Source organism: Streptomyces sp. NPDC056452 (genome assembly GCF_042796085.1).
In the GTDB taxonomy this organism is placed as follows: Bacteria; Actinomycetota; Actinomycetes; order Streptomycetales; family Streptomycetaceae; genus Streptomyces.
In genome coordinates, this window is record NZ_JBHTRI010000010.1 from 29,267 (window position 1) to 54,106 (window position 24,840).

Here is a 24,840-nt window from a genome sequence, read left to right on the forward strand (position 1 = left end):
GCGGGGCACCGCGGGCGCCGACAACCCTGTGGGGGGACGCAGTTGAACAGGTCACGGCACAGAAGACGCAGCATCTCGACCCTGCTCGCGCTCGCACTCGCGGGTGCGGGCCTGACGGTGCTCGCCGCACCCGCCGCCCACGCGGCCGACGACGATGTGGCCAAGCTGCCCATCTCGTCGTTCTCCTCCATGGTCGTCGACTCCGTGCACGAGCGCGTCTACGTGAGCGACGACACCCGCCTGCTGAACACGAAGTCGTCGGTGCTCGTCTACAACTTCCAGGGCCAGCGCGTCGCCACGCTGCCGAGCACATCCGGTGCCGTGAGCGGCCTCGCGCTCTCCACGGACAGCACCAAGCTGTTCGTGTCGGAGATGGGCCGGATCGCGGCGTACGACACCGCGACCCACGCGAAGACCACCCACGCCTCCACCTACTACTGGGGCGAGTGCGGGCGCCAGGTCGCCTACGCGGGCGGCAAGGTGTGGTTCACCGAGATCGGGTACGCCACGCAGTGCGACGAGCGCGTGAGCCAGGTGTTCGGCACCGGCAGCGCCGGGGTCTACACGACGGGATGGGAAGGCGCGGGCAGGCTCCACTTCGCGACCGCACCAGGTGCCCCGGGCCTGCTCGCCATGGGGCAGACGCTGAGTACCGGCGGGACCAACCCCTACCTGACCACCTTCGACGGAAGCGGTGACACGCTCGTCCGTGGCCCGCAGCGCCGCTTCGCGGACAGTGGAGGGGCGGGCGCCCTGGACCTCGAGGACCTGGCGCTGACTCCGGACGGCAGTCGGCTGGCGGTCGCCGACGCCTCCTACGGCACCCGGCTGCTCGACGCGACCGATCTGTCCGACGCCCCGACCGCCTACCAGCCGCTCCCGGAAGGGGCGAAGGCCTCGGCCGTCGCCTTCAGCGGCGACGGCAGGTACGTCGCGCGGGGTGCCACCGCCGCAGGCTCCGTACCCGACCTGCTGATCCAGAAGGCGGATCCTGAAGAGGGCACCACGGCCTCCGAGTTCGCCTTCGACAGCGAACTCGACGGCGCCCGGATCGCCCCGCGAGGTCTCGGCTGGTCGAAGGACGGCTCCCGGCTCTTCGCCGTGACCACCGACGCCTCGGGCACCTCCTACTGGCTGCACGTGATCCAGCCGCCCGCGGCCCAGTACGACTCCCGCTTCACGGGCTCCCTGTCCACCACCCCTGGCCGGGCGGTCGTCGGTGAACCGCTGGGAATCCGGGGCCGGCTGGAGCTCGACGGGCCTGCCCCGGCCGAGCCGGTGAAGGTTTCGGCCGTGCGCCACGACGCGAACGGCGACCGCAAGCTGGCGGCCGTGGAGGTGGGCGAGGACGGCTCGTTCACGGTCCTCGACGTCCCCTCGCTGGTCGGCGAGGCCACGTACACGCTCTCGTTCCTGGGGGATGTGACGCACCGTCCGGCCGAGGACGTCACCCTAGCCGTCGCCGTGGACAGGGCGCCGACGGCGATCGTGCTCACCGCCCCGGCGGAGGGGACGAAGAACCAGAGCCTGGAGATCACCGGCACCCTCACCGGCCAGGGCCGGGCGCTGCCCACGGGCATCACCCTGTCCGTGCAGCGCACCGACAAGCGGGGCACCGGCACGCTGACCTCGGCGGCGGTCGCGGCCGACGGCACCTTCCGGATCAACGACCTGCCCTCCGCGCGGGGCGAGGTGGTGTACACGGTCAGCTATGCGGGCGACGCCCTGCACAGCGCCTCGACGGCGTCCGTGACGGTACGCGTCCGCGCCGCCTAGCCCGTATCGGCCGGTACTCGAGGGGAAGCGCGCGTTCGCTGTGGTGGCACCCGGTCCACGAGTCTTCGCGACCCGTGGACCGGGGCCGTCAGAGGGCGCCGACCAGCTCGGGCGGCGCGGCGGGGTCCGGCGCGGTCGGGTCCGGCGCGGTGGCCGTCGGCATCGCGGCCGTGTGCGCGTCCATGCGCTCGGCCGAGAGGATCGCCACGGCCGTGTCGGCGCGGGACGCGGCGACCACCAGGGCCCGGCCCGCGAGGGCGTGGGCGCGGCGGTGCAGAGCGGCCGCGGGTGCGTCGCTCAGGCCGGCGTGACGGGTGGGCGGGGTCCCGCGGAGCCGGGCCACCTGCTCGGCGATGCGGTCGCCCGCGGTGCCGAGCCCCAGCTCGTCGGTGACCGCGAGGAGGGCGGCCAGGTGGCCGGCGAGCTGGATGTCCAGCTCCTCCTCACGGGTGCGGTGCGGGAAATCGGCGTCGTCGGCCGGTGTGTGGACCGATTTGGTGCGGATCGGCTCGTACATGGATGGCCTCCTGGTGATGCAGTAAGGCCATCCTAGCTTGGATTCAGTCTAAAGTTGTGGGCGATCCGGAGAATGGGCGGACCGCCCGGTCCGGCACCCGGTCTCAGGGCTGGCTGTATCCGTCCAGGAAGTTCCCGATCCGGGTCATGGCGTCGGTCAGATCCTTGGTCGACGGCAGGGTGACGACCCGGAAGTGATCGGGTTCCGGCCAGTTGAAGCCCGTCCCCTGCACCACCATGATCTTCTCGGCGCGCAGCAGGTCGAGCACCATCTGCCGGTCGTCCTTGATCTTGAAGACCTTCGGGTCGAGCTTCGGGAAGAGGTACAGCGCCCCCTTCGGCTTCACACAGGTCACGCCGGGAATCTGCGTCAGCAGGTCGTACGCCGTGTCCCTCTGCTCCAGGATCCGCCCGCCCGGGAGCACCAGGTCGTTGATCGACTGCCGTCCGCCGAGCGCGGTGGCCACGGCGTGCTGGGCCGGCATGTTGGCGCACAGGCGCATGTTGGCCAGGATCGTGAGCCCCTCGATGTACGAGGTGGCGTGCGCCTTCGGGCCGCAGACCGCCATCCAGCCGGAGCGGTACCCGGCGATCCGGTAGTTCTTGGAGAGCCCGTTGAAGGTGAGCACCATCAGATCGGGGGCGATGGCGGCGGTCGGAGTGTGGGTCGCGCCGTCGTACAGGATCCGGTCGTAGATCTCGTCGGAGCAGACGACGAGGTTGTGGCGCCGGGCGATCTCGGTCAGCCCGCGCAGCATCTCGTCGTCGTAGACGGCACCCGTCGGATTGTTCGGGTTGATGATCACCATGGCCTTGGTGCGGTCGGTGATCTTCCGCTCGATGTCGGCGAGGTCGGGCATCCAGTCGGCCTGCTCGTCGCACCGGTAGTGCACGGCCGTGCCGCCGGCCAGCGAGACCGAGGCCGTCCACAGCGGGTAGTCGGGAGCGGGGACGAGTACCTCGTCGCCGTCGTCCAGCAGCGCCTGCATGGACATCTGGATCAGCTCGGACACGCCGTTGCCCAGGTAGACGTCCTCGACGTCGAGGTCGATCCCCTTGGTCTGGTAGTGCTGCATGACCGCGCGGCGCGCGGACAGCAGGCCCTTCGCGTCGCCGTAGCCGTGCGCCCCCGCGAGGTTGCGCAGTATGTCCTCGAGGATCTCGGGCGGGCACTCGAAGCCGAACGCGGCAGGGTTGCCGGTGTTGAGCTTGAGGATGCGGTGACCTGCTGCTTCGAGCCGCATGGCCTCTTCGAGCACGGGGCCGCGGATCTCGTAACAGACGCCTGAGAGCTTCGTGGACTGGATGACCTGCATGTCTGCGAGCTTACGACCGTGTTTCACCCGGTGCTCGGAGTACGGCCCCGGGTTGCTCCCTCAGGGGCCATACGCCGGTCCGCCCCGTCTTCCATCGGCATGCCGCCCACGGCCGCCCACCGTGGGATGGGCCGGTCGGGGCGGCGGTGGGGCTTGGAATGCGGGCGTGACGTACGGAGGCGGGTGAGATGCGCCACGCCACCGGTCTCACCCGGGCAGGACGGTCCCCTCGGGGAGCCGTACACCGAAGTCGTCGGCCAGGACGCGCAGCACCTCGGCCGCGTCGCCGAGCTCCCGTTCCACGACGGTGCCGTCGTCGGAGGTCTCGACCAGGGTGCGGCCGGACAGCGCCCGGTGGAGGCCGGGCAGCGTCCGCTGGGCGTACACAGCCTGCTGGAAGGGCGAGCGCGGATTGGTCGCGATGTGCCAGTTGATGACTTCGAAGTCCGGAGCCTCGAACGGCTCCAGGGTGAACTCGTACTGCGGCTCCCAGACCCCGCCCTTGTCCGTCTGCAGCTCCCACAGCTCCAGCGGTCCGTCGTGCGGCGCGTGCACGAGCCGGTGGTGGCGCGGGGTGTCGTGCAGTTCGGTGTCCACGATCAGCGGGATGGGCTCCAGCAGCGCCCCGCTCGAGCCGAAGCCGGCATCGGCCAGGAAGACGGTGGGGGCCGTGGGGTCGGCGGGGTCGTTCTCCGCCTCCACCTTCAGCAGCATGTGTGTACGGGGCCTGATGTCGCCGGGCGCGGCGCCCAGCACCACCCGTGCGGCCAGCAGCGTCACCCGGAATCCGAGCTGGGTCAGGGCCGCGGTGAGGAGGGTGTTGTGCTCGTAGCAGTACCCGCCGCGTTCGCTGCGGACGAGCTTCGACTCCACGTCGGCAAGCGCCAGGGAGGGCGCACTGCCGAGGACGGGTTCCAGATTCTCGAACGGGATGCCCAGCATGTGGGCGCGGTGTACGGACCGCAGCACCTCCCGTGTGGGGCGGCGCTCCCCGGACCAGCCGATGCGGGCGAAGTAGGCGTCGAGGTCGAGTGTCATGCACCGACCCTACAAAGCCGCCCCTGGTGTGCTCCCGGCCCTCCGTATGTCGGAGCGGGGCGGGATCTCCCGGGTCGTCAGGCGCCGGACGGCGGCTCGATGCGTGCCAGCCATGCGGTGAGGAGCGTTTCGAGCCGCGCGGCTTCCTCGGGGGACAGGGTGTCCAGCAGCCCCCGTTCGTTGCGCATGTGCGCGCCGAACGCCTGGTCGATGACGTTCCGCCCCGCCGGGGTGAGCGCGACGACGCGCCCCCGGCCGTCGGCCGCCGAACGGCGGCGGGTGACGAGGCCGTCGCGCTCCAGGCGGTCGATCCGCTTCGTCATGGCGCCCGTCGTGACCATGGTGTGTGCCGCCAGCTCCCCGGGGGCCCGCTCGAAGGGCTCACCGGCACGCCGGAGGGCGGCCAGCACGTCGAACTCGCCCTCGCTCAGGCCGTGGCGCCGGTAGACGGCGCAGAGCTGCTCGGTGAGCAGCGCGCCCAGCCGGTGCAGCCGCCCGATCACGGCCTGCGGCCGCACGTCGAGGTCGGGGCGTTCACGGGCCCACTCGGCCTGGATGCGGGCTACGTGGTCGAGCGGCGCTTCGGAGTCCTCCTGCATGACTTCACTATAGCTTCCATGGAAGGCATAATAGTTTCCATGGAAGCTAGTGTGCGGTGGACGCTGGTCACGGCGATCGCTCCCGTGGCCTGGGGTACGACGTACTTCGTCACCCATGAGTACCTGCCGGCCGGGGACCCGCTGTACGGCGCCGCGATCAGGGCGCTGCCCGCGGGGCTGCTGCTCCTCGCCGTGCGCAGGGAGCTGCCGCGCGGGTCGTGGTGGTGGCGCGGCGCCGTTCTGGGGCTGCTCAACACGGGCGTCTTCTTCGCCCTGGTGTACGTCGCCGCGCAGGTGCTCCCGACCAGCCTGGCCTCGACGATCATGGCGACCTCGCCGATGGTCATGATGATGATCGCCTGGGGGCTGGTCGCGGAACGCCCGCACGTACGGCACCTGGCCGGAGCGGGCATCGGCGCCGGGGGAGTGGCACTCATGCTTCTCACGGGTGCGGACCGGGTCGCGTCGCTGGGCGTGATCGCTTCCGTCGCGGCCATGCTCCTGTCGTCCCTGGGGTACATCCTCGCCAAACGATGGGGCGGCGGGGTGGACGTCCTCGCCTCCACGTCCTGGCAGCTGATCGCCGGCGGGCTCCTGCTGCTGCCGTTCGCGGTCGCCGTCGAGGGGGCGCCGCCGCACCTGGACGCGCCCGCCCTGCTCGGATTCGGCTACGTCTCCGTGGTGGCGACGGCGCTGGCCTTCGCCGCCTGGTTCGCCGGGCTGCGGCACCTGCCCGCGGCGACGGTGGGCCTGGTCGGCCTGCTCAACCCCGTCACCGGCGTCCTGCTGGGCACGGTGATCGCGGGCGAGGTGCTCACGGTGCGTCAGCTCTGCGGGCTGGTCCTGGTGCTGGCCGGAGTCCTCCTCGGCAGGCCCGTCGCCAGGAAGGTGAAGGCGGCGCGGGCGGTGAGCTCCGTGCGCTGATCCGCCCGGCGGCTTGAATTCGCCCCTTGTGGGGTCCCTCTCCATACGCAAACATGCGCATGTCAAAAACCGGAAGAACTCCGGTCACAGGCATATACGGAGGGGACCCCCACATGAACAAGCCTCTCATCGGCGCACTTTTTGCTGTCCTGTTCCTCGGCGCGGGCATCGCACCCGCAACCGCCGCCGCCGGTCCCGACACCGCCGAAGTCCGGGTGAAGGCGGTCGACTTCGCCGGCACGGTCGCGCTCAGCAACTGTTCCGGCTCCGTCGTACGGGCGCCGTCCTCGCAGCCCGGCGACCCGGCTCTCGTGATGTCCAACGGGCACTGCCTGGAGAGCGGCTTCCCCGACCCGGGCGAAGTCGTCCTCAACCAGGCCTCGACCCGCAGCTTCACCCTGCTGAACGCGGCGGGCAGCGGTGTCGGCACCCTGCGCGCGAGCAAGGTCGCGTACGGAACGATGACGGACACGGACGTCTCGCTCTATCAGCTCACCAGCACGTACGCCCAGATCGAGAGCCGCTACGGCATCGAGGCGCTGGAACTCGACGCCGCGCGACCGGTCCAGGGCTCCGCGATCACGGTGGCCTCGGGCTACTGGAAGCGCACCTACAGCTGCGACATCGACGGGTTCGCCTACCGCCTGAAGGAAGGTGCCTGGACCTGGAAGGACTCGATCCGCTACACCTCCGCCTGCCGGACCATCGGCGGCACGTCCGGCTCCCCGGTGATCGACGACGCGACCGGCAAGGTGGTCGCCGTCAACAACACCGGTAACGAGGACGGGCAGCAGTGCACGGACAACAACCCGTGCGAGGTCGACGAGAACGGCACCGTCACCGTCCGCGAGGGCATCAACTACGCCCAGCAGACGTACGGGATCGTGCCGTGCATCGGCAGCGGCAACCAGATCGACCTGAACCGGGCGGGCTGCGCGCTGCCCAAGCCGTAACGGGAAGCGGCCGTCGGAGCCGGGGTCGCCACCCCGGCTCCGGCGGCCCCCTTCCGCCGGAGGTTCACCCGAAGGGTGCTTCCCTCAGCCCCGCGCCCGCCCCGTGCCCCGTACCGCGCGGCCGGCCAGGGCGGTGGTCCGCCTGCCGTCCTCGATGACGAAGCGGCCGTCGATCAGGACGTGCGGGATGCCCACCGGCAGGGTGCGGGGCTCCTCGAAGGTCGAGCCCGCCGCCACCGTGGCCGAGTCGAAGAGGACCAGGTCCGCGCGGTAGCCCTCGCGGACGAGGCCGCGGTCCGGCAGGCGCAGGCGGGCGGCGGGGCGTGAGGTGAGGTGGGCGACGCACTCCTCCAGGGTCAGGATGCCCAACTCCCGTACGTACCGGCCGAGGTACTGGGGGAAGGTGCCGTAGGCGCGCGGGTGGGGCTTGTCGCCCTGGAGGATGCCGTCGCTGCCGCCGGTGTGCACCCGGTGGCGCATGATCTGCTGGACGTTCTCCTCGTGGCCCACGTGCTGGAGGATCGTCGTGCCGAGCCGGTCCTCGGTGAGCAGCCGGCGGGCGGTCACCCAGGGGGCCTCGCCGCGCAGCCGGGCGGACTCGGCCACCGTACGGCCGACGTATCCGGACAGGTCCGGTGCGCCGACGCCCGAGATCTCGATCGTGTCCCACTCGATCGGGACACCGTGGCAGCCGTCCGAGCCGACGACCTCCAGGTGATGGCGTATCCGCTCCGCCGTCGCTTCGTCCGCGAGCCGGGTCAGCACCGACTCCGGGCCGCCCTCGCCCGCCCAGCTCGGCAGCATCGCGACGAGCGTCGTGCAGCCCGGGGTGTACGGGTAGGTGTCCAGGGAGATGTCCGCGCCCGACGCGAGGGCGCCGTCCAGGAGTGACAGGAGGTCCGGTGCCTTGCCCTTGTTCACGCCGAAGTTCATGGTGGCGTGGGCGAGATGGAGAGCGCAGCCGGCGTCACGGGTGAGCTGCACCATCTCCTCGTACGCGGCGAGCGCCCCGGCGCCGTACGAGCGGTGGTGCGGGCAGTAGTAGCCGCCGTGCTCGGCCACCACCCGGCACAGTTCGGTGAGTTCGGCGCCGTTCGCGTACATCCCCGGGGTGTACGTCAGTCCCGAGGACATGCCGACCGCGCCCTCGGCCATGCCCTGCGCGACGAGTTCCTTCATCCGGGCCAGCTCGGCGCCGGTGGCCGGCCGGTCCTCCCAGCCGACCGCGAGCATCCGTACGGTGCCCTGCGGGATCAGGTAGGCGGCGTTGACGGCGATGCCCTGGCCGTCGAAGTTGCGGTCGAGGCGGTCCAGGTACTCGCCGACGGTGCGCCAGTCGAAGTCGATGTCCGAGCCGTCGCCGTTCCAGCCCGCGATGGAGCGGCGCACCTCGGCGAGCGTGCGGTCGTCGGCGGGGGCGTAGGACAGCCCGTCCTGGCCGAGGACTTCGAGGGTGACTCCCTGGGCGGCCTTCGCGCTGTGGTCGGGGTCGCGCAGCAGGGCGAGGTCGCTGTGGGCGTGCATGTCGACGAAGCCGGGGGAGAGCGCGAGGCCGTCGGCGTCCAGGGCGCGGGCGGCGGTGGGGCGCGGGCCGTCGCCCTCGCCCCGGATCTCGACGATCCGGCCGTCGTCGATGCCTACGTCGGCTCGGCGGGCGGGGGCGCCGGAGCCGTCGATGACGGTCGCGTCGCGGATGACCAGGTCCATGGTGTGGCTCGCCTTTCAGGGGGCCGGGCCCGTGACCGGGGCTCCGCCGCCGGACCCTGCGGTTTCAAGCCCCTCCGGCGATCGAGGAGCTGGGTCCGGGGCGGAGCCCCGGTCACGGGAAGGGGCGGGGCGGGGAAACGAACCCCGTCGGGGTCAGAAGAACGTGCGGATGTAGTCCGTGACCGTGCCGTCCGCCTGCACCAGCGGAATCAGCTGCCACTTGTCGAAGCTCGTGCAGGGGTGGGACAGACCCATCCCGACCCAGTCGCCCACCTCCAGCTCGGCGCCCTCCTCCGTGCCGACCCAGGTGTGCTGGTCGGACAGACCGGTGACCGTGATGCCGGTGGCGGCCCGCACCGAGCCGTCGCGCGCGGACCGTACGACCTGCGCCTGCGGGAGGTCGAGGTCGTACGCCGCGTCCCGCTTGCCCGCGTTGAGGAACGCCTGCTCGCCGGAGGGGCGCGAGACCACCTGGGCCCAGAGCCGGAAGGCGGGCTGCAGGGCGCCCTCCTCCGGGACCCGGTTGAACGGGGTGATGCGCAGGTAGTGGCCGTCGTCGTGCGAGACGTACGCCCCGGAGCGCAGCAGCTTGCAGACGGGACGGGAGAGTTCGGGAATCCCCGCGAAGACGTCGGCGACCGCGTCGAACCAGGCACTGCCGCCCGCGCTGATGAGGATCGCGTCGGCCGGGGCGAGCTTCGCGAAGCGGCCGGCCGCGTCGAAGCCGGCGGCCAGCGCGACGAGACGGCGCAGCCACTCCCGTACGCGCTCGGGGGAGGCGTCCGGCACCTCGCCCTCGTACCCGGCGACGCCCACCAGGCGCAGCGTGGACGTGGCGGCCACCGCGTCGGCGACGGCCGCGCAGTCGGCCTCCGTACGGGCACCGGTGCGCGCGCCCTGCCCCGCGCCCAGCTCCACGACGACGTCGACGGGGCGTACGGCGCCCGCGGCGCGCAGGGCCTCGTCCATCAGCTCGACACCGCGTACGGAGTCGACGTAGCAGGCGAACGTGAAGTCAGGGTCGCCGTCCAGCTCGGCGGCCAGCCAGCGCAGCGCCACCGCGTCGACGACCTCGTTGGCCAGGAAGATCCGCTGGATGCCGTGCGCACGGTAGACGCGCGCCTGGTGGGGGACGGCGGCGGTGATGCCCCAGGCGCCGTACTCCAGCTGACGTGCGAAGAGCTGCGGGGACATCGACGTCTTGCCGTGCGGTGCGAAGGCCAGGCCGTGCCGCTCGGCGTACGTCTCGAGCAGGGCGAGGTTCGCCTCGACCGACTCCGCGGACAGAGCCAGCACCGGGGTGGTGAACCCGCCGGTGAAGAGGTTCCGGCGTTCGGCGGCCAGGGCGCCGACACTCAGTCCCTCCGCGTCGGGCGGCAGCGCCTTGAAGCGGTGGTCGACCTGTTCGTCGATGAGTGCCGTGACGGACTGCTCGGCGGCCAAGGGAGCCTCCTCGAAAGTGATCGTTGCATCATGTGCAACACCCATTGCGCATATCGCTTGACGCTGTCTAACATCCGAGCCGATGCCGGGTCAATGGTGAGCACCGGCGCCGACAGCCGACCACGAGGAGCCCAGAGTGTCCGGATCCGCAGCCGGGACAAGCACCGCAGACGCGGACGTCGTCTGTCTCGGTGAGTCCATGGTGACGTTCCTGCCCTCGCAGCCCGGCCGCCTCGCCGACGTACCCACCTTCGGCCGCGGCATCGGCGGCGCCGAGTCCAACGTCGCCTGCGCGCTCGCCGCGGCAGGCCACCGGACCAGGTGGGTCAGCCGGGTGGGCGCCGACGGCTTCGGCGACCACCTCGTCGCCGCCGTCGCCGGATACGGCGTGGACACCTCCGCCGTACGACGCGACCCGGACCGCCCCACCGGCATCTACTTCCGCACGGCGACGGACCGGGCCACCGACACCCACGAGGTCGCCTACTACCGGGCGGGATCCGCCGCCTCCGCGATGTCCCCGCACAACGTGCCCTACGAGGACCTCCTGGCCTGCCGCATCCTGCACCTGTCCGGCATCACGGCCGCGCTCTCCGCGGACTGCCTGGCCCTGCTCCACGACCTGACCGCCCCACGGGACGGCCGCCCGCTGGTCTCCTTCGACGTCAACCACCGCCCCGGCCTGTGGCGGAACGGCGCCGCGGGACCGGACGTACTGCTCGACCTCGCCCGCCGCTGCGACCTCGTCTTCGTCGGCGAGGACGAGGCCGAGGAGGCGTGGGGAGTACGCGGGACCGCCGCTATCCGCGAGGCACTGCCGGAGCCCGCGGTCCTGGTCGTCAAGCGCGGGAGCGAGGGAGCGACGGTGTTCTCGCGCGGGGCCGGAGGCACCGACACCGCCACCACCGTCCCCGCCCTCACGGTCGACGTCGTCGCGCCCGTCGGCGCCGGTGACGCCTTCGCCGCCGGATTCCTCTCCGCCACCCTGCGCGGACTGCCCGTACGGCACCGGATCCGGCACGGCCACCTCATGGCCGCCGCCGTCCTCACCGTCCCAGGCGACCTCACCGGCCCGCCGGCCCGCGCGTACGCGGACCGTCTCGCGGACCTCGACGACGACGCCTGGGGGAGACTTCGTCTCGGCCCCGGGTGGACGGGGGACGATCCGGAGGTACGTACGCCGTGAACGAGCGCAGCGAGAGAACAGACACGAAGGGCGTCCCGGGCGAAGACCGGGCCGAGGACAGCGAGGCACGCGGATGAGCCAGACCGTCGACCGCGCGCTGAGCATCCTGCCGCTGCTCGCCCAGGGCCCCGCCGACCTCGGCCAGGTCGCCGAGCGGCTCGGCGTCCACAAGTCCACGGCGCTGCGCCTGCTGCGTACGCTCCACGAGCACGGACTCGTCTACCGCCAGCAGGACCAGCGCTACCGCCTCGGCGCCCGGCTCTTCGCCCTCGCGCAGGAAGCCGTCGAGAACCTCGACGTCCGTGAGATCGCGCACACCCACCTCGTCGAGCTCAACGAGCAGTGCGGGCACACCGTCCACCTCGCCGTGTACGAGGAGAACGAGGTCCTCTACATCGACAAGGTCGAGAGCCGCTACCCGGTGCGGATGTACTCGCGGATCGGCAAGCCCGTCGCGATCACCGTCGCCGCCGTCGCCAAGCTGCTCCTGGCCGACCTGACCGAGCCGGAGCGGCGCGCGATCGCCGAACGGCTCGACTACCCCATGTACACGTCCCGTTCGATCCCGAACGCCGGCGCGTTCCTCAAGGAACTCGCCGGCGTGCGCGAACAGGGCTGGGCCACCGACCTCGGCGGCCACGAGGAGTCCATCAACTGCATCGGCGCCCCCATCCGGGGTGCGGACGGGCGGGTCGTCGCCGCCATGTCGGTGTCCGCACCGAACGTGGTCGTCACGGCCGAGGAACTCCTCACCCTGCTCCCCCTGGTGCGCCGCACAGCCGACACCATCAGCCGGGAGTACTCCGGCGCCACCCCCACCAAGAAAGCCTGAACGTCATGACCGACAAGACCGCGCTCACCCCCAGCACCCACACCGCCCCGCCCGCGAAGTTCTCGCACGGCGTGAAGAAGGGGAACATCCTCCAGGTCGCCGGACAGGTCGGCTTCCTGCCCGCCGTCGAGGGCCAGGCGCCCACCCCGGCCGGCCCGACGCTGCGCGAGCAGACCCTGCAGACCTTCGCCAACGTCAAGGCGATCCTGGAGGAGGGCGGCGCGAGCTGGGACGACGTGATGATGATGCGCGTCTACCTCACGGACGTCGACCACTTCGCCGAGATGAACGCCATCTACAACGCGTACTTCGAGGAGCAGGGGCTCAAGGCCCCCGCCTCCGCCCGTACGACGGTCTACGTCGGCCTCCCCGCGGGACTCCTCATCGAGATCGACGCCCTCGCGGTCCTCGGCTGACCCGCTTCCCCCACCGCCCCACCCCGCATCACGGCCCGGCGCCCCGTCCCCTTCGCACGGGAGCGCCGTGCCGCGCTCCCCCCTGCCCCGAAGGACCCCCCTGTTACCCCCCGGAGTTGACCGAACATGCTGCTCGCTGCCCCACCGGCGCCGGCCGAGATACCACCGCACACCGGTGGACTGCTGCTCCTGATCGACGGCACCGCCGGACTGCTGACCGTCGCCGCGCTCGGAATCGCGCTCCTGCTCCTCCTGATCATCAAGGTCAGGCTGCAGCCGTTCGTCGCGCTGCTCGCCGTCTCCATAGCCGTCGGCCTGGGTGCCGGTCTCTCCGTCACCGAACTCTTCGGCACGGTCCAGAAGTCCGCAGCCGTCTCCGTCATCGAAGCCGGCATGGGCGGCATCCTCGGCCATGTCGCGATCATCATCGGCCTCGGCACCATGCTCGGCGCGATCCTGGAGGTCTCCGGCGGCGCCGAGGTGCTGAGCACCCGCCTGCTCAACCTCTTCGGCGAGAAGCGCGCCCCGCTCGCCATGGGCCTCACCGGTCTGATCTTCGGTATCCCGGTCTTCTTCGACGTCGGCATCTTCGTCCTGGCGCCGATCGTGTACGCCGCGGCGAAGCGCTCGGGCAAATCGATCCTGCTGTACGCGATGCCGCTGCTGGCCGGCCTCTCCATGACCCACGCGTTCCTGCCGCCGCACCCCGGACCGGTGGCCGCCGCCGGACTCTTCGACGTCTCCCTCGGCTGGGTCATCCTGATGGGCGCCGTCGTCGGCATCCCGTCCGTCCTCGCCGCCTGGGTCTACGCCGCCTGGATCGGCAAGCGCATCTTCGTCGAGGTCCCGCAGGACATGGTGGAGGCCGCCGAGGAGGCCAAGGCCGCCGTCGCCGCCGAACAGCGCGCCAGTGGGGTCACCCCCCGCGAGAAGCCCGTCGCGCTCGGCACCGTACTCGCGATCATCGGCGCCCCCCTGGTGCTGATCCTCGCCGCGACGTTCTCCTCCATCGCGCTGGACCCCTCCACCCTGCGCTCCGTCATCGAGTTCTTCGGCAGCCCGTTCGTCGCGCTGACCATCGCGCTGTTCCTCGCGTACTACCTGCTGGGCATCCGGCGCGGCTGGTCCCGCAAGTCACTCGAATCGGTCTCCACGTCCTCGCTCAAGCCGGTCGGCAACATCCTGCTGGTCGTCGGCGCGGGCGGGATCTTCGGCGCCGTGCTCAAGGCGAGCGGCATCGCGGACGCGCTCGCCGACACCTTCAACGACGTCGGCCTCCCGGTCATCCTGCTCGCCTGGCTGATCTCCGTGGTGCTGCGCGTCGCCCAGGGCTCGGCCACGGTCGCGATCGTCACCACGGCGGGCATCGTCGTCCCGCTGGTCGAGGGACAGGACATGTCGCAGGCGCACCTCGCGCTGATCATCATGGCGATCTCCGCAGGCTCCATCTTCGCCTCGCACGTCAACGACGGCGGGTTCTGGATGGTCTCGAAGTACTTCGGCATCTCGGAGCGCGACACCCTGAAGTCGTGGACGGTCCTGGAGACGGTCCTGTCGGTCGCGGGCTTCGTGGTCGCCGCGGCGCTGAGCCTGGTGATCTGACCGCTACGGCCGCAGATCCGGCCCTCCGGCCGCACCGTGATCCGGTGCGGCCGGAGAGGTCGTTGCCACGCGCCCCCTTGTGCGATCTGCCTCTTTGCGCTTCGTTGATCGGCATGGTGGACACAAGCGGAACCACAGAGTCAGGATCAGGGACGGGGCAGGGACCCGTCGCGGGATCAGGAACCGGGGAGCCCGACTCCCGTCCCCGTAAATCCAGTTGGAAGTACATCGGGCCCGGCATCGTCGTCGCGGCCACCGGCGTCGGCGCCGGGGACCTCGTCGCGACACTCATCGCGGGGAGCAAATTCGGCTACACCCTCATGTGGGCGGCCGTCATCGGCTGCCTCGTCAAGATCTCCCTGGCCGAGGCGGTGGGCCGGTGGCATCTCGCGACGGGCCGCACCCTCTTCGACGGCTGGCGCAGCATCGGCGGGTGGACCACGGTCTACTTCGCGATCTACGTCGTCATCTGGGGCTTCGTGTACGGCGCGACGGCCATGTCCTCCAGCGCCCTGCCCATCGTGGCGCTGTTCCCCGACGGGCCGGGGCTGAAGACCTGGGCGATCATCACCGGGCTGGTCGGCCTGGTCTTCGTCTGGTTCAACCAGTACGCCGTCTTCGAGAAGGTCATGACGGTCCTGATCGGCGTCATGTTCGTCGTCGTGGTCTACGTCGCGATCCGGGTGGTGCCGGATGTGGGCGCCTCCTTCGCGGGGCTCCTGCCCGTGCTCCCCGACGGCTCGCTGATCTACACGCTCGGACTGATCGGCGGGGTCGGCGGCACCATCACCATGGCGGCGTACGGGTACTGGGTGAACGCCAAGGGCTGGAGCAACTCCTCCTGGATGAAGGTGATGCGGCTCGACAACCGGGCCGCCTACATCACCACCGGCGTCTTCGTCGTCGCCATGCTGATCGTCGGCGCCGAACTGCTGCACTCCTCGCAGATCGCCCTGACGAAGGGCGACCGGGGGCTGATCGACCTCGGCCAGATCCTTCAGGACCGCTTCGGGGCGACCACCGCGAAGCTCTTCCTCGTCGGCTTCTTCGCCACCTCGTTCTCGTCGCTCATCGGCGTCTGGCACGGCGTGAGCCTGATGTTCGCCGACTTCGTCGAGCGGATGCGGGCCGGCCGCCGCAGCGGGGACACGGAGAGGGCGGGCAGCGGGACGGTCGGCCGCCAGGAGCGGTCCGTACCCTTCCGCGTGTACCTGCTCTGGCTGACCTTCCCGCCGATGACGCTGCTCTGGCTGGACGAGCCGTTCGGCCTGGTCATCGGGTACGGGGTGCTCGGCGCCTTCTTCATGCCGTTCCTGGCCCTGACCCTGCTGATGCTGCTCAACTCCTCCCGTACGCCCAGGGAATGGCGCAACGGCTGGCTCAGCAACGGGATGCTGGGTGCGGCGGGCCTGCTGTTCGTCGTGCTGTGCGTCCAGCAGGTGCGCGACCTGCCCTGGTGACAACGCCGTACGTATCCGCGGGAACGCAGCAGCGCCGCCGGGGGAGCGGCGGCGCTGCTGGCTCGAAGGTCCGACCCGGTTACGGGAGCCCGTGGACGTGCGGGCCGACCGCGTTCGACCAGGCGTTGCCCGCCGTGGCGTCCCAGTTCGTGGACCAGGTCATCGCACCGCGCAGGTCCGGGTAGGTCCTGGAAGGCTTGAACGAACCGCAGCCCGTTCCCTTGGCGAGGCAGTCCAGGGCCGCGTTCACGATGGACGGGGCGACGTAGCCGCTGCCCGCACCGCGGGTGGACGCCGGGACGCCGAGGCCGACCTGCGACGGGGCGAGGCCGCCCTCCAGCTGGATGCAGGCGAGCGCGGTGAGGAAGTCCACCGAGCCCTGCGAGTAGACCTTGCCGTCGCAGCCCAGCATCGAACCGCTGTTGTAGTACTGCATGTTGACGACGGTCAGGATGTCCTTGATGTTGAGCGCCGTCTTGAAGTACTCACCGGACGTCGACTGCATGTCGATGGTCTGCGGCGCCATCGTGATGACGAGGCCGGAGCCCGCCTTCGACGACAGGGAGCGCAGCGCCTTCGTCATGTAGGTCGCGTTGAGGCCGTTCTCGAGGTCGATGTCGACCCCGTTGAAGCCGTACTCCTGGATGAGCGCGTACACCGAGTCGGCGAACGCGGTGGCGGAGGCGTCGCTGTTGACCGCTACCGTCCCCTTCTCACCGCCGATGGAGATGATGACGTTCTTCCCCGCGGCCTGCTTGGCCTTGATGTCGGCCTTGAACTGGGCGACGGTGTAGCCGTTCAGACCCGCCGAGTCCAGGTTGAAGGTGACGGCACCGGGCGTGGCCGTGGCGTCCGCGAAGGAGACGGCGATGATGTCGTAGTTCGCGGGTACGTCGCTGAGCTTCTGGACGGTCGCGCCGTTGTTGAAGTTCTGCCAGTAGCCGGTCACCGCGTGCTTGGGCACGGAGGTCACGGGGCCGGGGCCGTCGGCCTTGGCCGTACGGCCGCTGACCGCCGCCGACCTGACCGACTCACCGGCGGCGTTGGTGGCGCTCACGGAGAACTGGTACGCGGTGTCCGCGGCCAGCCCGGTCACGGTCGCCGAGGTGCCGGTGGAGGTGGTCGCCTTCGTACCGCCCCGGTAGACGGTGTAGCCGGTGGCGCCGGAGACCGAGTTCCAGGACAGGGACACGGAGGAGGACGTCGTCGCGCCGACGGTCAGACCGGCGGGGGTGCCGGGGATCGCCGGTTCGGGGTCCGTACCGCCGCCGCCGTCGGGCCCGGTCACCTCGACGTCGTCCACGAAGTAGGCCGCCTGGCCGTACCAGCCGTGGGTATAGACGGTCACCGAGGTGGTGGAGGCGCCGGTCGTGAAGCTGGTCCTGAGCTGCGTCCAGGCACTGGACCCGGGGGACCAGGTGGAGACGTCCGTCGTCCCGGTGCCGCTCGCGCCGATGTAGGCGTAGCCGCCCTGCACCCAGGAGCTCAGCGAGTACGTGGAGTTGGGCTTCACCGCCACGGTCTGCGTGCACTTGGCGTTGTCCTGGCCGGCCGGGGTGCCCTTCAGGGCGGACGCACCGCCGTGGACGGGCGAGGAGACGGCGCTGCCGCTCCCGGCGGAACAGGTCCAGTTGGAGAGCCCGGACTCGAAGCCGGCGTTCTTGGCGACGTTGACGTCGGCCGCCTCCGCGCTGCTGACGAGCCCGGTGACGGTCAGGGCACCGGCCGCGAGGGCGGCGACCGCCCCGCCGAGGAAGGCCCGGGGACGGCCTCTTCTGTGTCTGCTGCCTGCGGAGCGTTCCACTTGCTGCCTCCGGTGGGGGAGTTGGGGGTGCTGGCGCGAAACGGTGGCCACCGCTGGCCATAAACTGGTCCAGACCAATCAAGTTGTCAAGACCTCTGGCGGCAGCTCGTCCCAACCCGCACAATGAACGAGGCGCTCAGGCGTCGTCCTGCAGCCGTGCCGCCACGTATCCGCTCACACACCCCACAGCCAGTACGGCGTTCGACATGAACAGCCCCTCCGCGGCCATCTCCTCCCACTGCACCGCCATGTTCAGCAGCTGCGCCACGACGGGCACGGCGATCACCGCGGCCATGTGCTGCGGCAGCGACTGGCGGAAGGGCTCGCGGTGCATGCGGGCCGCCGCCCATGCGGCCAGGGCGAGGCAGACCGCGTTGGGTATGTGGATCAGCAGCAGACGGCCGCCGAAGGTCTCCATCCGTTCCGGGGTGGCCACGTGCTCGTACACGACCGTGGCCTGCACGTACTCGGTGACGACGAGCACGACGATGCCGGCAGCCCAGGCGCGGGCCAGCGCGAAGACGGCTGCCCCGCGTCCGTCGTCCCGGTGGGTGGGGGTCCCGGGGTAGCTGTAGCGAGTCATGCGGGTGTGCCTCCGTATCGGCCGGTGAACAGCATCGAACGACCTACTTCACCGTGATGCTTTCGATGATCCGGTCCAGGTCGGATGCGGCCAGCGTGCCCTTGGCGGCATCGATACGGACCGCGTACGTCTTCTTCTCCGAGTCCAGGCCCGTGATGATCACGCCCTTGACGCGGGTGCCCTTGGCAGGGGTTCCGTCCTCGCCGCCGGAGGTGAACTCGAACTCGACACGCTTGGCCTCCCGCACCTCCTCGGGACCCTTGACGGAGACGTCCGACTGCTTCTTCAGCGTCGCCCCGAGCGCGATGCCCGCCTCGGCGCCGATCGCCGCCTCCTCCACCGAATCGGCGTTGGTGAAGTCCAGCTGCACGGTGATGGTGCCGACCGTCCTGCCGTCCTCCGTCAGCCGGGCCCCGGCGGCATTGAACTTGCTGCGCTCGGCGTCGCTCTGCTCCTTGAAGGCGGCCGGGTGCGCCACCGAGACGGCCGGGGTGGTGAGCTTGCCCCACCCCTGCGGTGTCGTACCGGTGGCGGCGTCGTCGCCGCATCCGACGGCGAATACGCCCAGGGCGACGACCAGGCCCCCGACGACCACTCCGCGCCCGGTACGTCCGCCGCGAGGTGTCCTGTCCTGCTTGATTCCGCTGCTGTCCATGGCTGGCTGCTCCTGTCGGCCGTGATCAGTTCGCACAGTAGCTGTACGGCACATAGCTTCGGCTGCCCCCGTTCGGCGCCCCGAGGAACTCCGCGTCGTTGAGGGTCTCCTCCTTCTTCTCGGTGGACACCGAGAAGCCGACGCTGAGGCCCAGGTTCAGCTCGAAGCCGTACTCCGCGGCCTCGGTCTGGCCGGTGTAGGTCGTGCGGCTCGAGAGCCCGTTGTCGAAGAGCAGCTGCCCGAACGGGTCGTCGGCGCCCGGCCGTGACGTCGGCGCGTTGTCGTTGAACATGTAGCTGAAGGGCATGCCGTACTTGCCGTTCCCGTTCAGCCAGTCCTGGGCGATCTGCCGGTCGGCGTCGCCCTCCGGTCCCGGCTTCAGCACCACCGAGTTGGTGACCACCTCGATGCCGGTCTCCGAGTCACCGCCCTTGACGCTCCCGCTGCCGCCGCGCTTGTCGGTACCGGACTTCCCGTTGTCGCCGCCGACCTTGACTCCGTCCTTGACGCTGCCCTTCTCCACCGTCCGCGTCATGTCGATGCGCAGCAGCTCGCCGGTCTTCTTGTCGTGGGTGACGGTGATGGAACCGGTCTGCGTGGTGGAGGCGCCGGCTTCCCCGCTGATCGGCCCGGCCTCGTACGAGGCCTTGGTGCCGTACTCGATCGCCGCGGAGTACGTGTACGCCTTGGTGCCCTTGAAGTTGTTGTCCGTCCAGGTCACCTCGGGCGAGAACTTGAAGTTTCCGCCCAGCGCCGCGCTCAGCTTCTTGTCGTCGCCCGCACCGATCTTGATACCCGCGGCGGCGCTGGCCTCGAAGCCGACCTTGCCGTAGCTGATGTGCCGGTCGCCCAGCTTCTCGTCGATGCTCTTGCGGAGCTTCTCCTCCTCGGCCATGGGGCCCTTGCCGAAGAGGTAGAGGATGCTGCTGCCGAGCCCGGCCCCCTGGGAGTTGGCGTGCCGGTTGGTCAGCTCGTACGTCTTGAGCAGCTCGATGTCGTCGCGGAAGGACTTGGCCTCCTCCTCGCTCTTGAAGACCCAGGTGTCACCGTTGGTGACCTTCAGGCCGGCCCCGAGCTCCACCTTGTCCGAACCGAACTTGCCGACCTTGGCACCCGGCTTCCAGTCCTTCTTGGCGGCGATGGAAGCGGCGTCGGTGAAGGTCATGGTGACCTGCTGGTCGTTCTCGTCGACCTTGCCGTCGCCGTTCATGTCGGTCTTCGACTGGAAGGTCTGCTGCTGGAATCCGTACTCCTCGCCCCATTCGATGAACAGGACCTTGGCCTTCGCCCCGGCCTTGTCGGAGATGGACGAGAGCTGACAGAGCGGCGGCTCGTAGTCGGCGTCCGTCTTGGGGGCCGCCTCGTTCTCGCCGCCGCTGCCGCACTCCCCGAAGGTGACGGCGCACTTGAACCGCTCGGCGATGCGACCGCCGACCTGGGTCGCGGTGAGCGCGCCGATGATCGAGGTCACGACCACGACCATGCCCACGTACTCGGTCGCGGTGGCGCCGCGGTCGTCGAGCGGCAGGCCGTACCAGCTCCTGTTGCCCCGCCGCCCGGAAAGCGACGGTATTCGCCCGATCTGATCCATTCGAGGAGCTCCCTTCGCACCCGGCAGCCACCGCCGGCAGGAACCGGAGACTACGGAGCGAAGCAGGTGCCGGGCGTGGGTCCTGGGGCCCCAATCCGGGCCCAGAGTGTGAGCTGGGCCCGAATTCCGCGTCCCGTGCCGGAACAGGAAGCGCTCCCACCGTGCTGACGTGCAACAACATCGAGTGGATCACGCCTCATCGTGAAGTACGCGATTAAACCTTCTGCTGGTACGGAATTTAACGACTGGTCACATCTCCCGATTTGGGTACGAGGGCCCTGTGTGGAACTCCTGCGGAGTGACTTACTGGGGGCCGAAAGGTGTTCTCTGCATCCGGGTACGTGGATAAAGTGCTGGATCAGGAGCACGGAGCAGGGAGCGATTGCGGCCGGCGGTACGCGGCGGCCGGAGCCGAACGGGGAACAGCGTGCCGACCGCAATAGCAGTGACCAGTGCCGACCTGGTCCTACCGCCCACCGACCAGCAGACGCCGCCCGCGGCGCTCCTGCAGGCGCCCGGTGACCAGGCGTTGGACCAGGCGCTGGTGGACATGCAGGTGCTGCTCGACCAGCACGGCTATGTCATCGCCGTCTATCCGGCCAACATCGCGACCGCCCACGAGCGGCGGCTGCACACCATCCGCAACATGCTCGAGAGCGACCGCATCGCCCTGCTCAAGGTGGATCTCCCGCCCCTCGGGCTCGCCGTCCTGGTGCGTCAGCTGCGGCAGTTGTCCATCTGCGACTTCAGCGCCGGAGTGGTGGCATCCGCCGCCAGGCTGCTCGCCCACTACATCCACGCCGGCGCCCTCCTCAACTCGGTCACCAAACTCGACCGGGTCCCCGTCAGCCTCAAGGCCCACGCCAAGTCATGGGTGCCCGGATCGCAGTTCGGGGTGCTCGCCAACCCGAACCCCCAGCTGATCAAGATCGGCACGGGAGAGCTGGCCGGCCCGGAGTTCGGTACGCACCTGCTGGTCGCCAAGGGCCAGCTGCAGTCGGACTGGGTGACCGGCACGATCGCACCGGCCTGGCAGGTCCAGGCCGTGCACGAAGTCGCACTGCCCTCGGATTCACCGGGCTGGTGGGGCACGTCGAAGATGATCGAATTCGCTGCTTTCCTGCCCGATATCTCGGTCATCTACCAGCTGGTTTCTTCGGTCCGCAGGGAGGTTTGCACCTGGTGCGGAAATGAACTCATCGGCGACCGCTGTGGGTTGTGCTCGGCGCCACTGAAGCCGCAGGAGAACCAAACGCGCGCTTCCGGTGTCCTGAACCAAGGAACACCCATGCGCCAAGGGTCGTAGAACACCGCACCGTGCGTCCCCGCTGTGCTTCCCGGCAGTCGACAGGGCAGCCGGACGGTACAGCCGGACGGGACAAGCCGGACCGAAAGGCTCCGGTGTCCCCACGCCCGCCCGGCACGGCCCCGCACGGCCCCGCTCCGCCTCATGATCCTGAACCGAAACGGCACGAAACCGCTCCGCCCATCTGCCCGCTCATCGGCCCACGTCTCCCAACGAGGTTGCTCCGCTCATGAACTCACGGCAACGCCGCGGCGTCATCCTTCTGCTCCTGTCGGTCCTCTGTGCCTTCGGCGCCTTCGCCGGTGTGCTCTCGGTGATCAGCGACGTCAACTCGAAGGTCGGACCGGAGGTGACTGCCTACCAGGTGAAAACGGACGTGGCCCCGTACACGGCACTCGAACCGGGGCAGTTCGAGAAGGTCGAGATGCCCAAGCGCTGGCTGTCCGAGAACGCGGTCACCGACCTCGCGATCATCAACGGCAAGATCGCCGTCACACAGCTGCGCAAGGGCTCCCTCCTCCAGGACGACATGCTCGTCAAACGCCCGAGGGTGGAGAACGGCGAGCAGGAGATAGCCATCATGATCGACGCCGCGACCGGTGTCGCAGGCAAGATCCGCCCCGGCAACCTCGTCAACATCTTCGCGACCTTCGCCGCCGAGAACGAGGGCGACAAGGCCACCTCACGCGTCATCGTGCCCAACGCCAAGGTCATCGACGTGGGCCAGCTGACCGCCCTGGACCCGAAGCGGGACGACCGCAACAGCGGCCCGACCGAGGCGGTGCCGATCACCTTCGCCCTCAACACCACGGACGCCCAGCGCGTCGCCTACGCCGAGTCCTTCGCCGAGCACGTACGTCTCGCCCTCCTCCCGGAGAACAGCCCGACCACGCTCCGTCCGGGCGAGGGCAGCTACAACCTCGACGAAGACAAGAACAAGTGAGGGCCGGATGAGCACAAGAATCCTCCCGGCCGTCGGTGATGCCGACGCCGCCCGATCCATCACCACACTGCTCAGCCAGCTCCCCGACGCGGAGCCGGCCGGGCCTCTGGGTGACTCGACCTCGTTGCTCGACACCCTGGCACGGCTGGCCGGCGAGTCCCTGGACGAGCTGCCCGAGGTCGTGCTGGTACATGAGCGGATCGGTCCGGTTCCAGCGCTCGAGCTGATCCGGGAGGTGGCCCTCCGCTTCCCGGCGGTCGGGGTCGTGCTGGTCACCACCGACGCGAGCCCGGGGCTCTACTCGGCCGCCATGGACTCCGGTGCGCGAGGCCTGGTCGGCCTGCCGATCTCGTACGAGGAACTGGCCCAGCGAGTACAGGCCGCCGCGGCCTGGTCCGTGGGCGTCCGCCGGCACCTGGGCCAGGGTGCGGACGTCTTCACCGGCCCGGGCGGCACGGTCGTCACGGTCAGCGGCGCCAAGGGCGGCGTCGGCACGACGGTCACCGCCGTCCAGCTCGCCCTCGCGGCCAGGGCGTCCGGGCACACCGTCGCGCTGGCCGACCTGGACCTGCAGTCCGGTGACGTGGCCTCGTACCTCGACGTCCAGTTCCGCAGGTCGATCGTCGACCTCTCCACCATCCAGGACATCTCGCCCCGCGTGCTCCAGGACGCCCTGTTCAACCACGACACCGGAATCGGGCTGCTGCTGGCTCCGGGGGAGGGGGAGCGGGGCGAGGAGGTCAGCGACCGGGTCGTACGCCAGACCATCAGCGCACTCAGGCACCGCTTCGAAGTGGTGATCATCGACTGCGGTACGCACATGAACACGGCCAACGCCGCAGCGATCGAAATGGCGGACCGGACCCTGCTGGTGACCACGCCCGACGTGGTGACGGTCCGGGCCGCCAAGCGCATGGTCCGGCTCTGGGACCGGCTGCAGATCCGGAAGGCGGAGGAGACGATCACGGTCGTCAACCGCTACACCCGCAACACGGAGATCCAGCCGCCACTGATCGAGAAGATCACGGCCACGAAGGTGGCCCGGATCGTCATCCCCGCGAACTTCAAGGAACTGCAGGCGGTCGTGGACGCGGGCCGAATGCAGGATTTGGAGGCCAAGTCCACGGTGAAGCAGGCACTGTGGGGACTCGCGGGAGATCTGGGGCTGGTCAAGAACGCCGAAAACGCGGACAAGCAGGGCAAGTTCAAGGGTGACCGAGGTGCAATCGGTGGCCGGCGCGGACGTGTGAAGTGACGAGCGAAACGATGCGACCGAGGGGGACAGTTGAACCATGAGACTTCCAGGAACGGGACCTGTCACAGGCCCAGGAGGCGCAGCCGAACACCTCATACCCGGCGTACCGGAGCCGCCGGGTGACGCGGTCCTGCGCGCCGTACGGGGCCGTCGAGGCGGACTTCGGGGTGACCGGGGACAGACCGCGATCGAGTTCACGGGCACACTCCCGCTGATCCTGATCACGCTCGCCCTGATGTGGCAGGGCGCCGTGATCGGCTACACGTTCATGCTGGCGGGCAACGCGGCCGACAAGGCGGTCACCGCCGCCACGACGGCCAACGGAAGCGCCCTGTTGGCGTGCAGGGAGGCCGGGCGGGAAGACCTGCCGAGCGCCTGGGACGCGAACTTCAACTGCCACTCCTCGGGTGACCTGATGACATCCCGAGTGGACGTCAAGGTGCCGCTGCTCTTCCCCGGAGGGTTCAACACGCCGATGACGCTGACGGGCGAGGCTTCGGCAAACCTGGAGAGGAGCTGGGGATGGTGACCCACGCACTGCACCTCCTTCCGCGCAGTCGCCGGACGCGCAGCGCCTCTCAGAAGGGCCAGGCCGCTATTGAGTACGTAGGCGTCCTCACTCTCCTCCTGGTTGTCGCCATCGCCGTCGTCCAGCTCGGTATCGCGGTGTACGCGGCCCAGCAGGCCGGCACGGCCTCCCGGTCGGGTGCCCGAGTGGGGTCGTACGACCGCGCTTCCATGCCCGCGCAGCAGGCGGCGCTCGCGTCGATGAGCGGATGGCTGGTCGATGACGCCGAAGTCGACGTCCGGCACGGATTCGACGAGGTGACCGTGACCGTGAAGATCGACATCCCCGCCGTGATCCCGATGTTCGACTTCGGATCCGTCACCAAGAAAGCCACCATGCCGCGCGGCTGATCTCCGTGCCCTGCACC

23 protein-coding genes are annotated in these 24,840 nt (G+C 69.9%); 13 read left to right on the forward strand and 10 right to left on the reverse strand.

The genetic code is table 11. The features are described from left to right. Positions 1-42 precede the first annotated feature (42 nt). Complete coding sequence (locus ACFQ6X_RS12370; RefSeq protein ID WP_383179972.1) at positions 43-1,776, forward strand: YncE family protein; 1,734 nt, start codon at positions 43-45, stop codon at positions 1,774-1,776. Positions 1,777-1,864: 88 nt separating this feature from the next. On the opposite strand, the gene ACFQ6X_RS12375 is transcribed toward ACFQ6X_RS12370, so the two are convergent. From ACFQ6X_RS12375 to ACFQ6X_RS12390, 4 genes are all read right to left on the reverse strand, one after another. Continuing rightward, the gene (locus ACFQ6X_RS12375) at positions 1,865-2,293 is read right to left on the reverse strand and encodes a hypothetical protein (RefSeq protein ID WP_383179975.1); all 429 of its coding nucleotides are present in this window, start codon (positions 2,291-2,293) and stop codon (positions 1,865-1,867) included. Between the two features lie 103 nt (positions 2,294-2,396). Then, entirely contained in the window at positions 2,397-3,608 is a 1,212-nt protein-coding gene (locus tag ACFQ6X_RS12380) for a pyridoxal phosphate-dependent aminotransferase (RefSeq protein ID WP_383179978.1), read from the reverse strand. 207 nt (positions 3,609-3,815) lie between these two features. Then, positions 3,816-4,646 carry an arylamine N-acetyltransferase gene (locus tag ACFQ6X_RS12385; RefSeq protein ID WP_383179981.1) on the reverse strand — a complete coding sequence of 277 codons (831 nt, stop codon included), beginning with the start codon at positions 4,644-4,646 and terminating at the stop codon, positions 3,816-3,818. A 77-nt stretch (positions 4,647-4,723) separates the two neighbouring features. Beyond that, complete coding sequence (locus tag ACFQ6X_RS12390) at positions 4,724-5,245, reverse strand: MarR family winged helix-turn-helix transcriptional regulator (protein WP_383179984.1); 522 nt, start codon at positions 5,243-5,245, stop codon at positions 4,724-4,726. 39 nt (positions 5,246-5,284) lie between these two features. Here ACFQ6X_RS12390 and ACFQ6X_RS12395 point away from each other — a divergent pair, with 39 nt between their 5' ends. After that, positions 5,285-6,169, forward strand: a complete 885-nt coding sequence (locus tag ACFQ6X_RS12395) for an EamA family transporter (RefSeq protein WP_383179987.1) — start codon at positions 5,285-5,287, stop codon at positions 6,167-6,169. A gap of 113 nt (positions 6,170-6,282) precedes the next feature. Next, entirely contained in the window at positions 6,283-7,122 is an 840-nt protein-coding gene (locus tag ACFQ6X_RS12400) for a serine protease (protein WP_383179990.1), read from the forward strand. Between the two features lie 84 nt (positions 7,123-7,206). Here ACFQ6X_RS12400 and ACFQ6X_RS12405 read toward each other — a convergent pair whose 3' ends face one another. Both ACFQ6X_RS12405 and ACFQ6X_RS12410 read right to left on the reverse strand, forming a co-directional pair. Beyond that, positions 7,207-8,829: an amidohydrolase family protein gene (locus ACFQ6X_RS12405; protein ID WP_383179993.1), complete on the reverse strand. Its 1,623-nt coding sequence runs from the start codon at positions 8,827-8,829 to the stop codon at positions 7,207-7,209. Between the two features lie 153 nt (positions 8,830-8,982). Then, entirely contained in the window at positions 8,983-10,317 is a 1,335-nt protein-coding gene (locus tag ACFQ6X_RS12410; protein WP_383179996.1) for an alanine racemase, read from the reverse strand. Positions 10,318-10,408: 91 nt separating this feature from the next. Between ACFQ6X_RS12410 and ACFQ6X_RS12415 the strand changes: the two genes are divergently transcribed. The 5 genes from ACFQ6X_RS12415 to ACFQ6X_RS12435 all read left to right on the forward strand — a co-directional run bounded on the left by ACFQ6X_RS12415 (position 10,409) and on the right by ACFQ6X_RS12435 (position 15,768). Further along, complete coding sequence (locus ACFQ6X_RS12415) at positions 10,409-11,458, forward strand: sugar kinase (protein WP_383179999.1); 1,050 nt, start codon at positions 10,409-10,411, stop codon at positions 11,456-11,458. Between the two features lie 73 nt (positions 11,459-11,531). After that, the gene (locus ACFQ6X_RS12420; RefSeq protein WP_383180002.1) at positions 11,532-12,290 is read left to right on the forward strand and encodes an IclR family transcriptional regulator; all 759 of its coding nucleotides are present in this window, start codon (positions 11,532-11,534) and stop codon (positions 12,288-12,290) included. 5 nt (positions 12,291-12,295) lie between these two features. Continuing rightward, a complete protein-coding gene (locus tag ACFQ6X_RS12425; protein WP_383180005.1) occupies positions 12,296-12,706 on the forward strand; it encodes a RidA family protein in 411 nt (136 codons plus the stop codon). Positions 12,707-12,832: 126 nt separating this feature from the next. Then, a complete protein-coding gene (locus tag ACFQ6X_RS12430; RefSeq protein WP_383180008.1) occupies positions 12,833-14,308 on the forward strand; it encodes a GntP family permease in 1,476 nt (491 codons plus the stop codon). Positions 14,309-14,421: 113 nt separating this feature from the next. Beyond that, on the forward strand, positions 14,422-15,768 hold the full coding sequence (locus ACFQ6X_RS12435) for an Nramp family divalent metal transporter (RefSeq protein WP_383180011.1): 1,347 nt from the start codon (positions 14,422-14,424) through the stop codon (positions 15,766-15,768). Between the two features lie 79 nt (positions 15,769-15,847). Here the strand turns inward: ACFQ6X_RS12435 and ACFQ6X_RS12440 are convergent, their stop codons facing one another. The 4 genes from ACFQ6X_RS12440 to ACFQ6X_RS12455 all read right to left on the reverse strand — a co-directional run bounded on the left by ACFQ6X_RS12440 (position 15,848) and on the right by ACFQ6X_RS12455 (position 20,401). Continuing rightward, positions 15,848-17,572, reverse strand: a complete 1,725-nt coding sequence (locus ACFQ6X_RS12440; RefSeq protein ID WP_383180014.1) for a chitinase — start codon at positions 17,570-17,572, stop codon at positions 15,848-15,850. Positions 17,573-17,708: 136 nt separating this feature from the next. Beyond that, positions 17,709-18,155: a hypothetical protein gene (locus ACFQ6X_RS12445; protein WP_383180017.1), complete on the reverse strand. Its 447-nt coding sequence runs from the start codon at positions 18,153-18,155 to the stop codon at positions 17,709-17,711. A 43-nt stretch (positions 18,156-18,198) separates the two neighbouring features. Beyond that, on the reverse strand, positions 18,199-18,810 hold the full coding sequence (locus tag ACFQ6X_RS12450) for a hypothetical protein (RefSeq protein WP_383180020.1): 612 nt from the start codon (positions 18,808-18,810) through the stop codon (positions 18,199-18,201). Positions 18,811-18,835: 25 nt separating this feature from the next. After that, positions 18,836-20,401: a hypothetical protein gene (locus tag ACFQ6X_RS12455; RefSeq protein WP_383180022.1), complete on the reverse strand. Its 1,566-nt coding sequence runs from the start codon at positions 20,399-20,401 to the stop codon at positions 18,836-18,838. Between the two features lie 445 nt (positions 20,402-20,846). Here ACFQ6X_RS12455 and ACFQ6X_RS12460 point away from each other — a divergent pair, with 445 nt between their 5' ends. The 5 genes from ACFQ6X_RS12460 to ACFQ6X_RS12480 all read left to right on the forward strand — a co-directional run bounded on the left by ACFQ6X_RS12460 (position 20,847) and on the right by ACFQ6X_RS12480 (position 24,823). Next, the gene (locus ACFQ6X_RS12460; protein WP_356419378.1) at positions 20,847-21,707 is read left to right on the forward strand and encodes a hypothetical protein; all 861 of its coding nucleotides are present in this window, start codon (positions 20,847-20,849) and stop codon (positions 21,705-21,707) included. Between the two features lie 229 nt (positions 21,708-21,936). Beyond that, a complete protein-coding gene (gene cpaB, locus ACFQ6X_RS12465) occupies positions 21,937-22,650 on the forward strand; it encodes a Flp pilus assembly protein CpaB (RefSeq protein ID WP_383180025.1) in 714 nt (237 codons plus the stop codon). Between the two features lie 7 nt (positions 22,651-22,657). Next, positions 22,658-23,905: an AAA family ATPase gene (locus ACFQ6X_RS12470; RefSeq protein WP_329207910.1), complete on the forward strand. Its 1,248-nt coding sequence runs from the start codon at positions 22,658-22,660 to the stop codon at positions 23,903-23,905. A 37-nt stretch (positions 23,906-23,942) separates the two neighbouring features. Then, entirely contained in the window at positions 23,943-24,434 is a 492-nt protein-coding gene (locus tag ACFQ6X_RS12475) for a pilus assembly protein (protein WP_383180028.1), read from the forward strand. Beyond that, positions 24,428-24,823: a TadE/TadG family type IV pilus assembly protein gene (locus ACFQ6X_RS12480; RefSeq protein WP_383180031.1), complete on the forward strand. Its 396-nt coding sequence runs from the start codon at positions 24,428-24,430 to the stop codon at positions 24,821-24,823. The genes ACFQ6X_RS12475 and ACFQ6X_RS12480 overlap by 7 nt, the downstream gene beginning before the upstream one ends. Positions 24,824-24,840: the final 17 nt, after the last annotated feature.

Bases quoted from the DNA above. Each gene is read 5' to 3' on its own strand.
- ACFQ6X_RS12435 (WP_383180011.1), top strand. From the start codon at position 14,422: ATGGTGGACACAAGCGGAACCACAGAGTCAGGATCAGGGACGGGGCAG.
- cpaB (WP_383180025.1), top strand. From the start codon at position 21,937: ATGAACTCACGGCAACGCCGCGGCGTCATCCTTCTGCTCCTGTCGGTC.
- ACFQ6X_RS12470 (WP_329207910.1), top strand. From the start codon at position 22,658: ATGAGCACAAGAATCCTCCCGGCCGTCGGTGATGCCGACGCCGCCCGA.
- ACFQ6X_RS12445 (WP_383180017.1), bottom strand. From the start codon at position 18,155: ATGACTCGCTACAGCTACCCCGGGACCCCCACCCACCGGGACGACGGA.
- ACFQ6X_RS12390 (WP_383179984.1), bottom strand. From the start codon at position 5,245: ATGCAGGAGGACTCCGAAGCGCCGCTCGACCACGTAGCCCGCATCCAG.
- ACFQ6X_RS12395 (WP_383179987.1), top strand. From the start codon at position 5,285: ATGGAAGCTAGTGTGCGGTGGACGCTGGTCACGGCGATCGCTCCCGTG.
- ACFQ6X_RS12475 (WP_383180028.1), top strand. From the start codon at position 23,943: ATGAGACTTCCAGGAACGGGACCTGTCACAGGCCCAGGAGGCGCAGCC.
- ACFQ6X_RS12400 (WP_383179990.1), top strand. From the start codon at position 6,283: ATGAACAAGCCTCTCATCGGCGCACTTTTTGCTGTCCTGTTCCTCGGC.
- ACFQ6X_RS12450 (WP_383180020.1), bottom strand. From the start codon at position 18,810: ATGGACAGCAGCGGAATCAAGCAGGACAGGACACCTCGCGGCGGACGT.
- ACFQ6X_RS12420 (WP_383180002.1), top strand. From the start codon at position 11,532: ATGAGCCAGACCGTCGACCGCGCGCTGAGCATCCTGCCGCTGCTCGCC.
- ACFQ6X_RS12405 (WP_383179993.1), bottom strand. From the start codon at position 8,829: ATGGACCTGGTCATCCGCGACGCGACCGTCATCGACGGCTCCGGCGCC.
- ACFQ6X_RS12425 (WP_383180005.1), top strand. From the start codon at position 12,296: ATGACCGACAAGACCGCGCTCACCCCCAGCACCCACACCGCCCCGCCC.
- ACFQ6X_RS12385 (WP_383179981.1), bottom strand. From the start codon at position 4,646: ATGACACTCGACCTCGACGCCTACTTCGCCCGCATCGGCTGGTCCGGG.
- ACFQ6X_RS12430 (WP_383180008.1), top strand. From the start codon at position 12,833: ATGCTGCTCGCTGCCCCACCGGCGCCGGCCGAGATACCACCGCACACC.
- ACFQ6X_RS12375 (WP_383179975.1), bottom strand. From the start codon at position 2,293: ATGTACGAGCCGATCCGCACCAAATCGGTCCACACACCGGCCGACGAC.
- ACFQ6X_RS12380 (WP_383179978.1), bottom strand. From the start codon at position 3,608: ATGCAGGTCATCCAGTCCACGAAGCTCTCAGGCGTCTGTTACGAGATC.
- ACFQ6X_RS12410 (WP_383179996.1), bottom strand. From the start codon at position 10,317: ATGGGTGTTGCACATGATGCAACGATCACTTTCGAGGAGGCTCCCTTG.
- ACFQ6X_RS12455 (WP_383180022.1), bottom strand. From the start codon at position 20,401: ATGGATCAGATCGGGCGAATACCGTCGCTTTCCGGGCGGCGGGGCAAC.
- ACFQ6X_RS12480 (WP_383180031.1), top strand. From the start codon at position 24,428: ATGGTGACCCACGCACTGCACCTCCTTCCGCGCAGTCGCCGGACGCGC.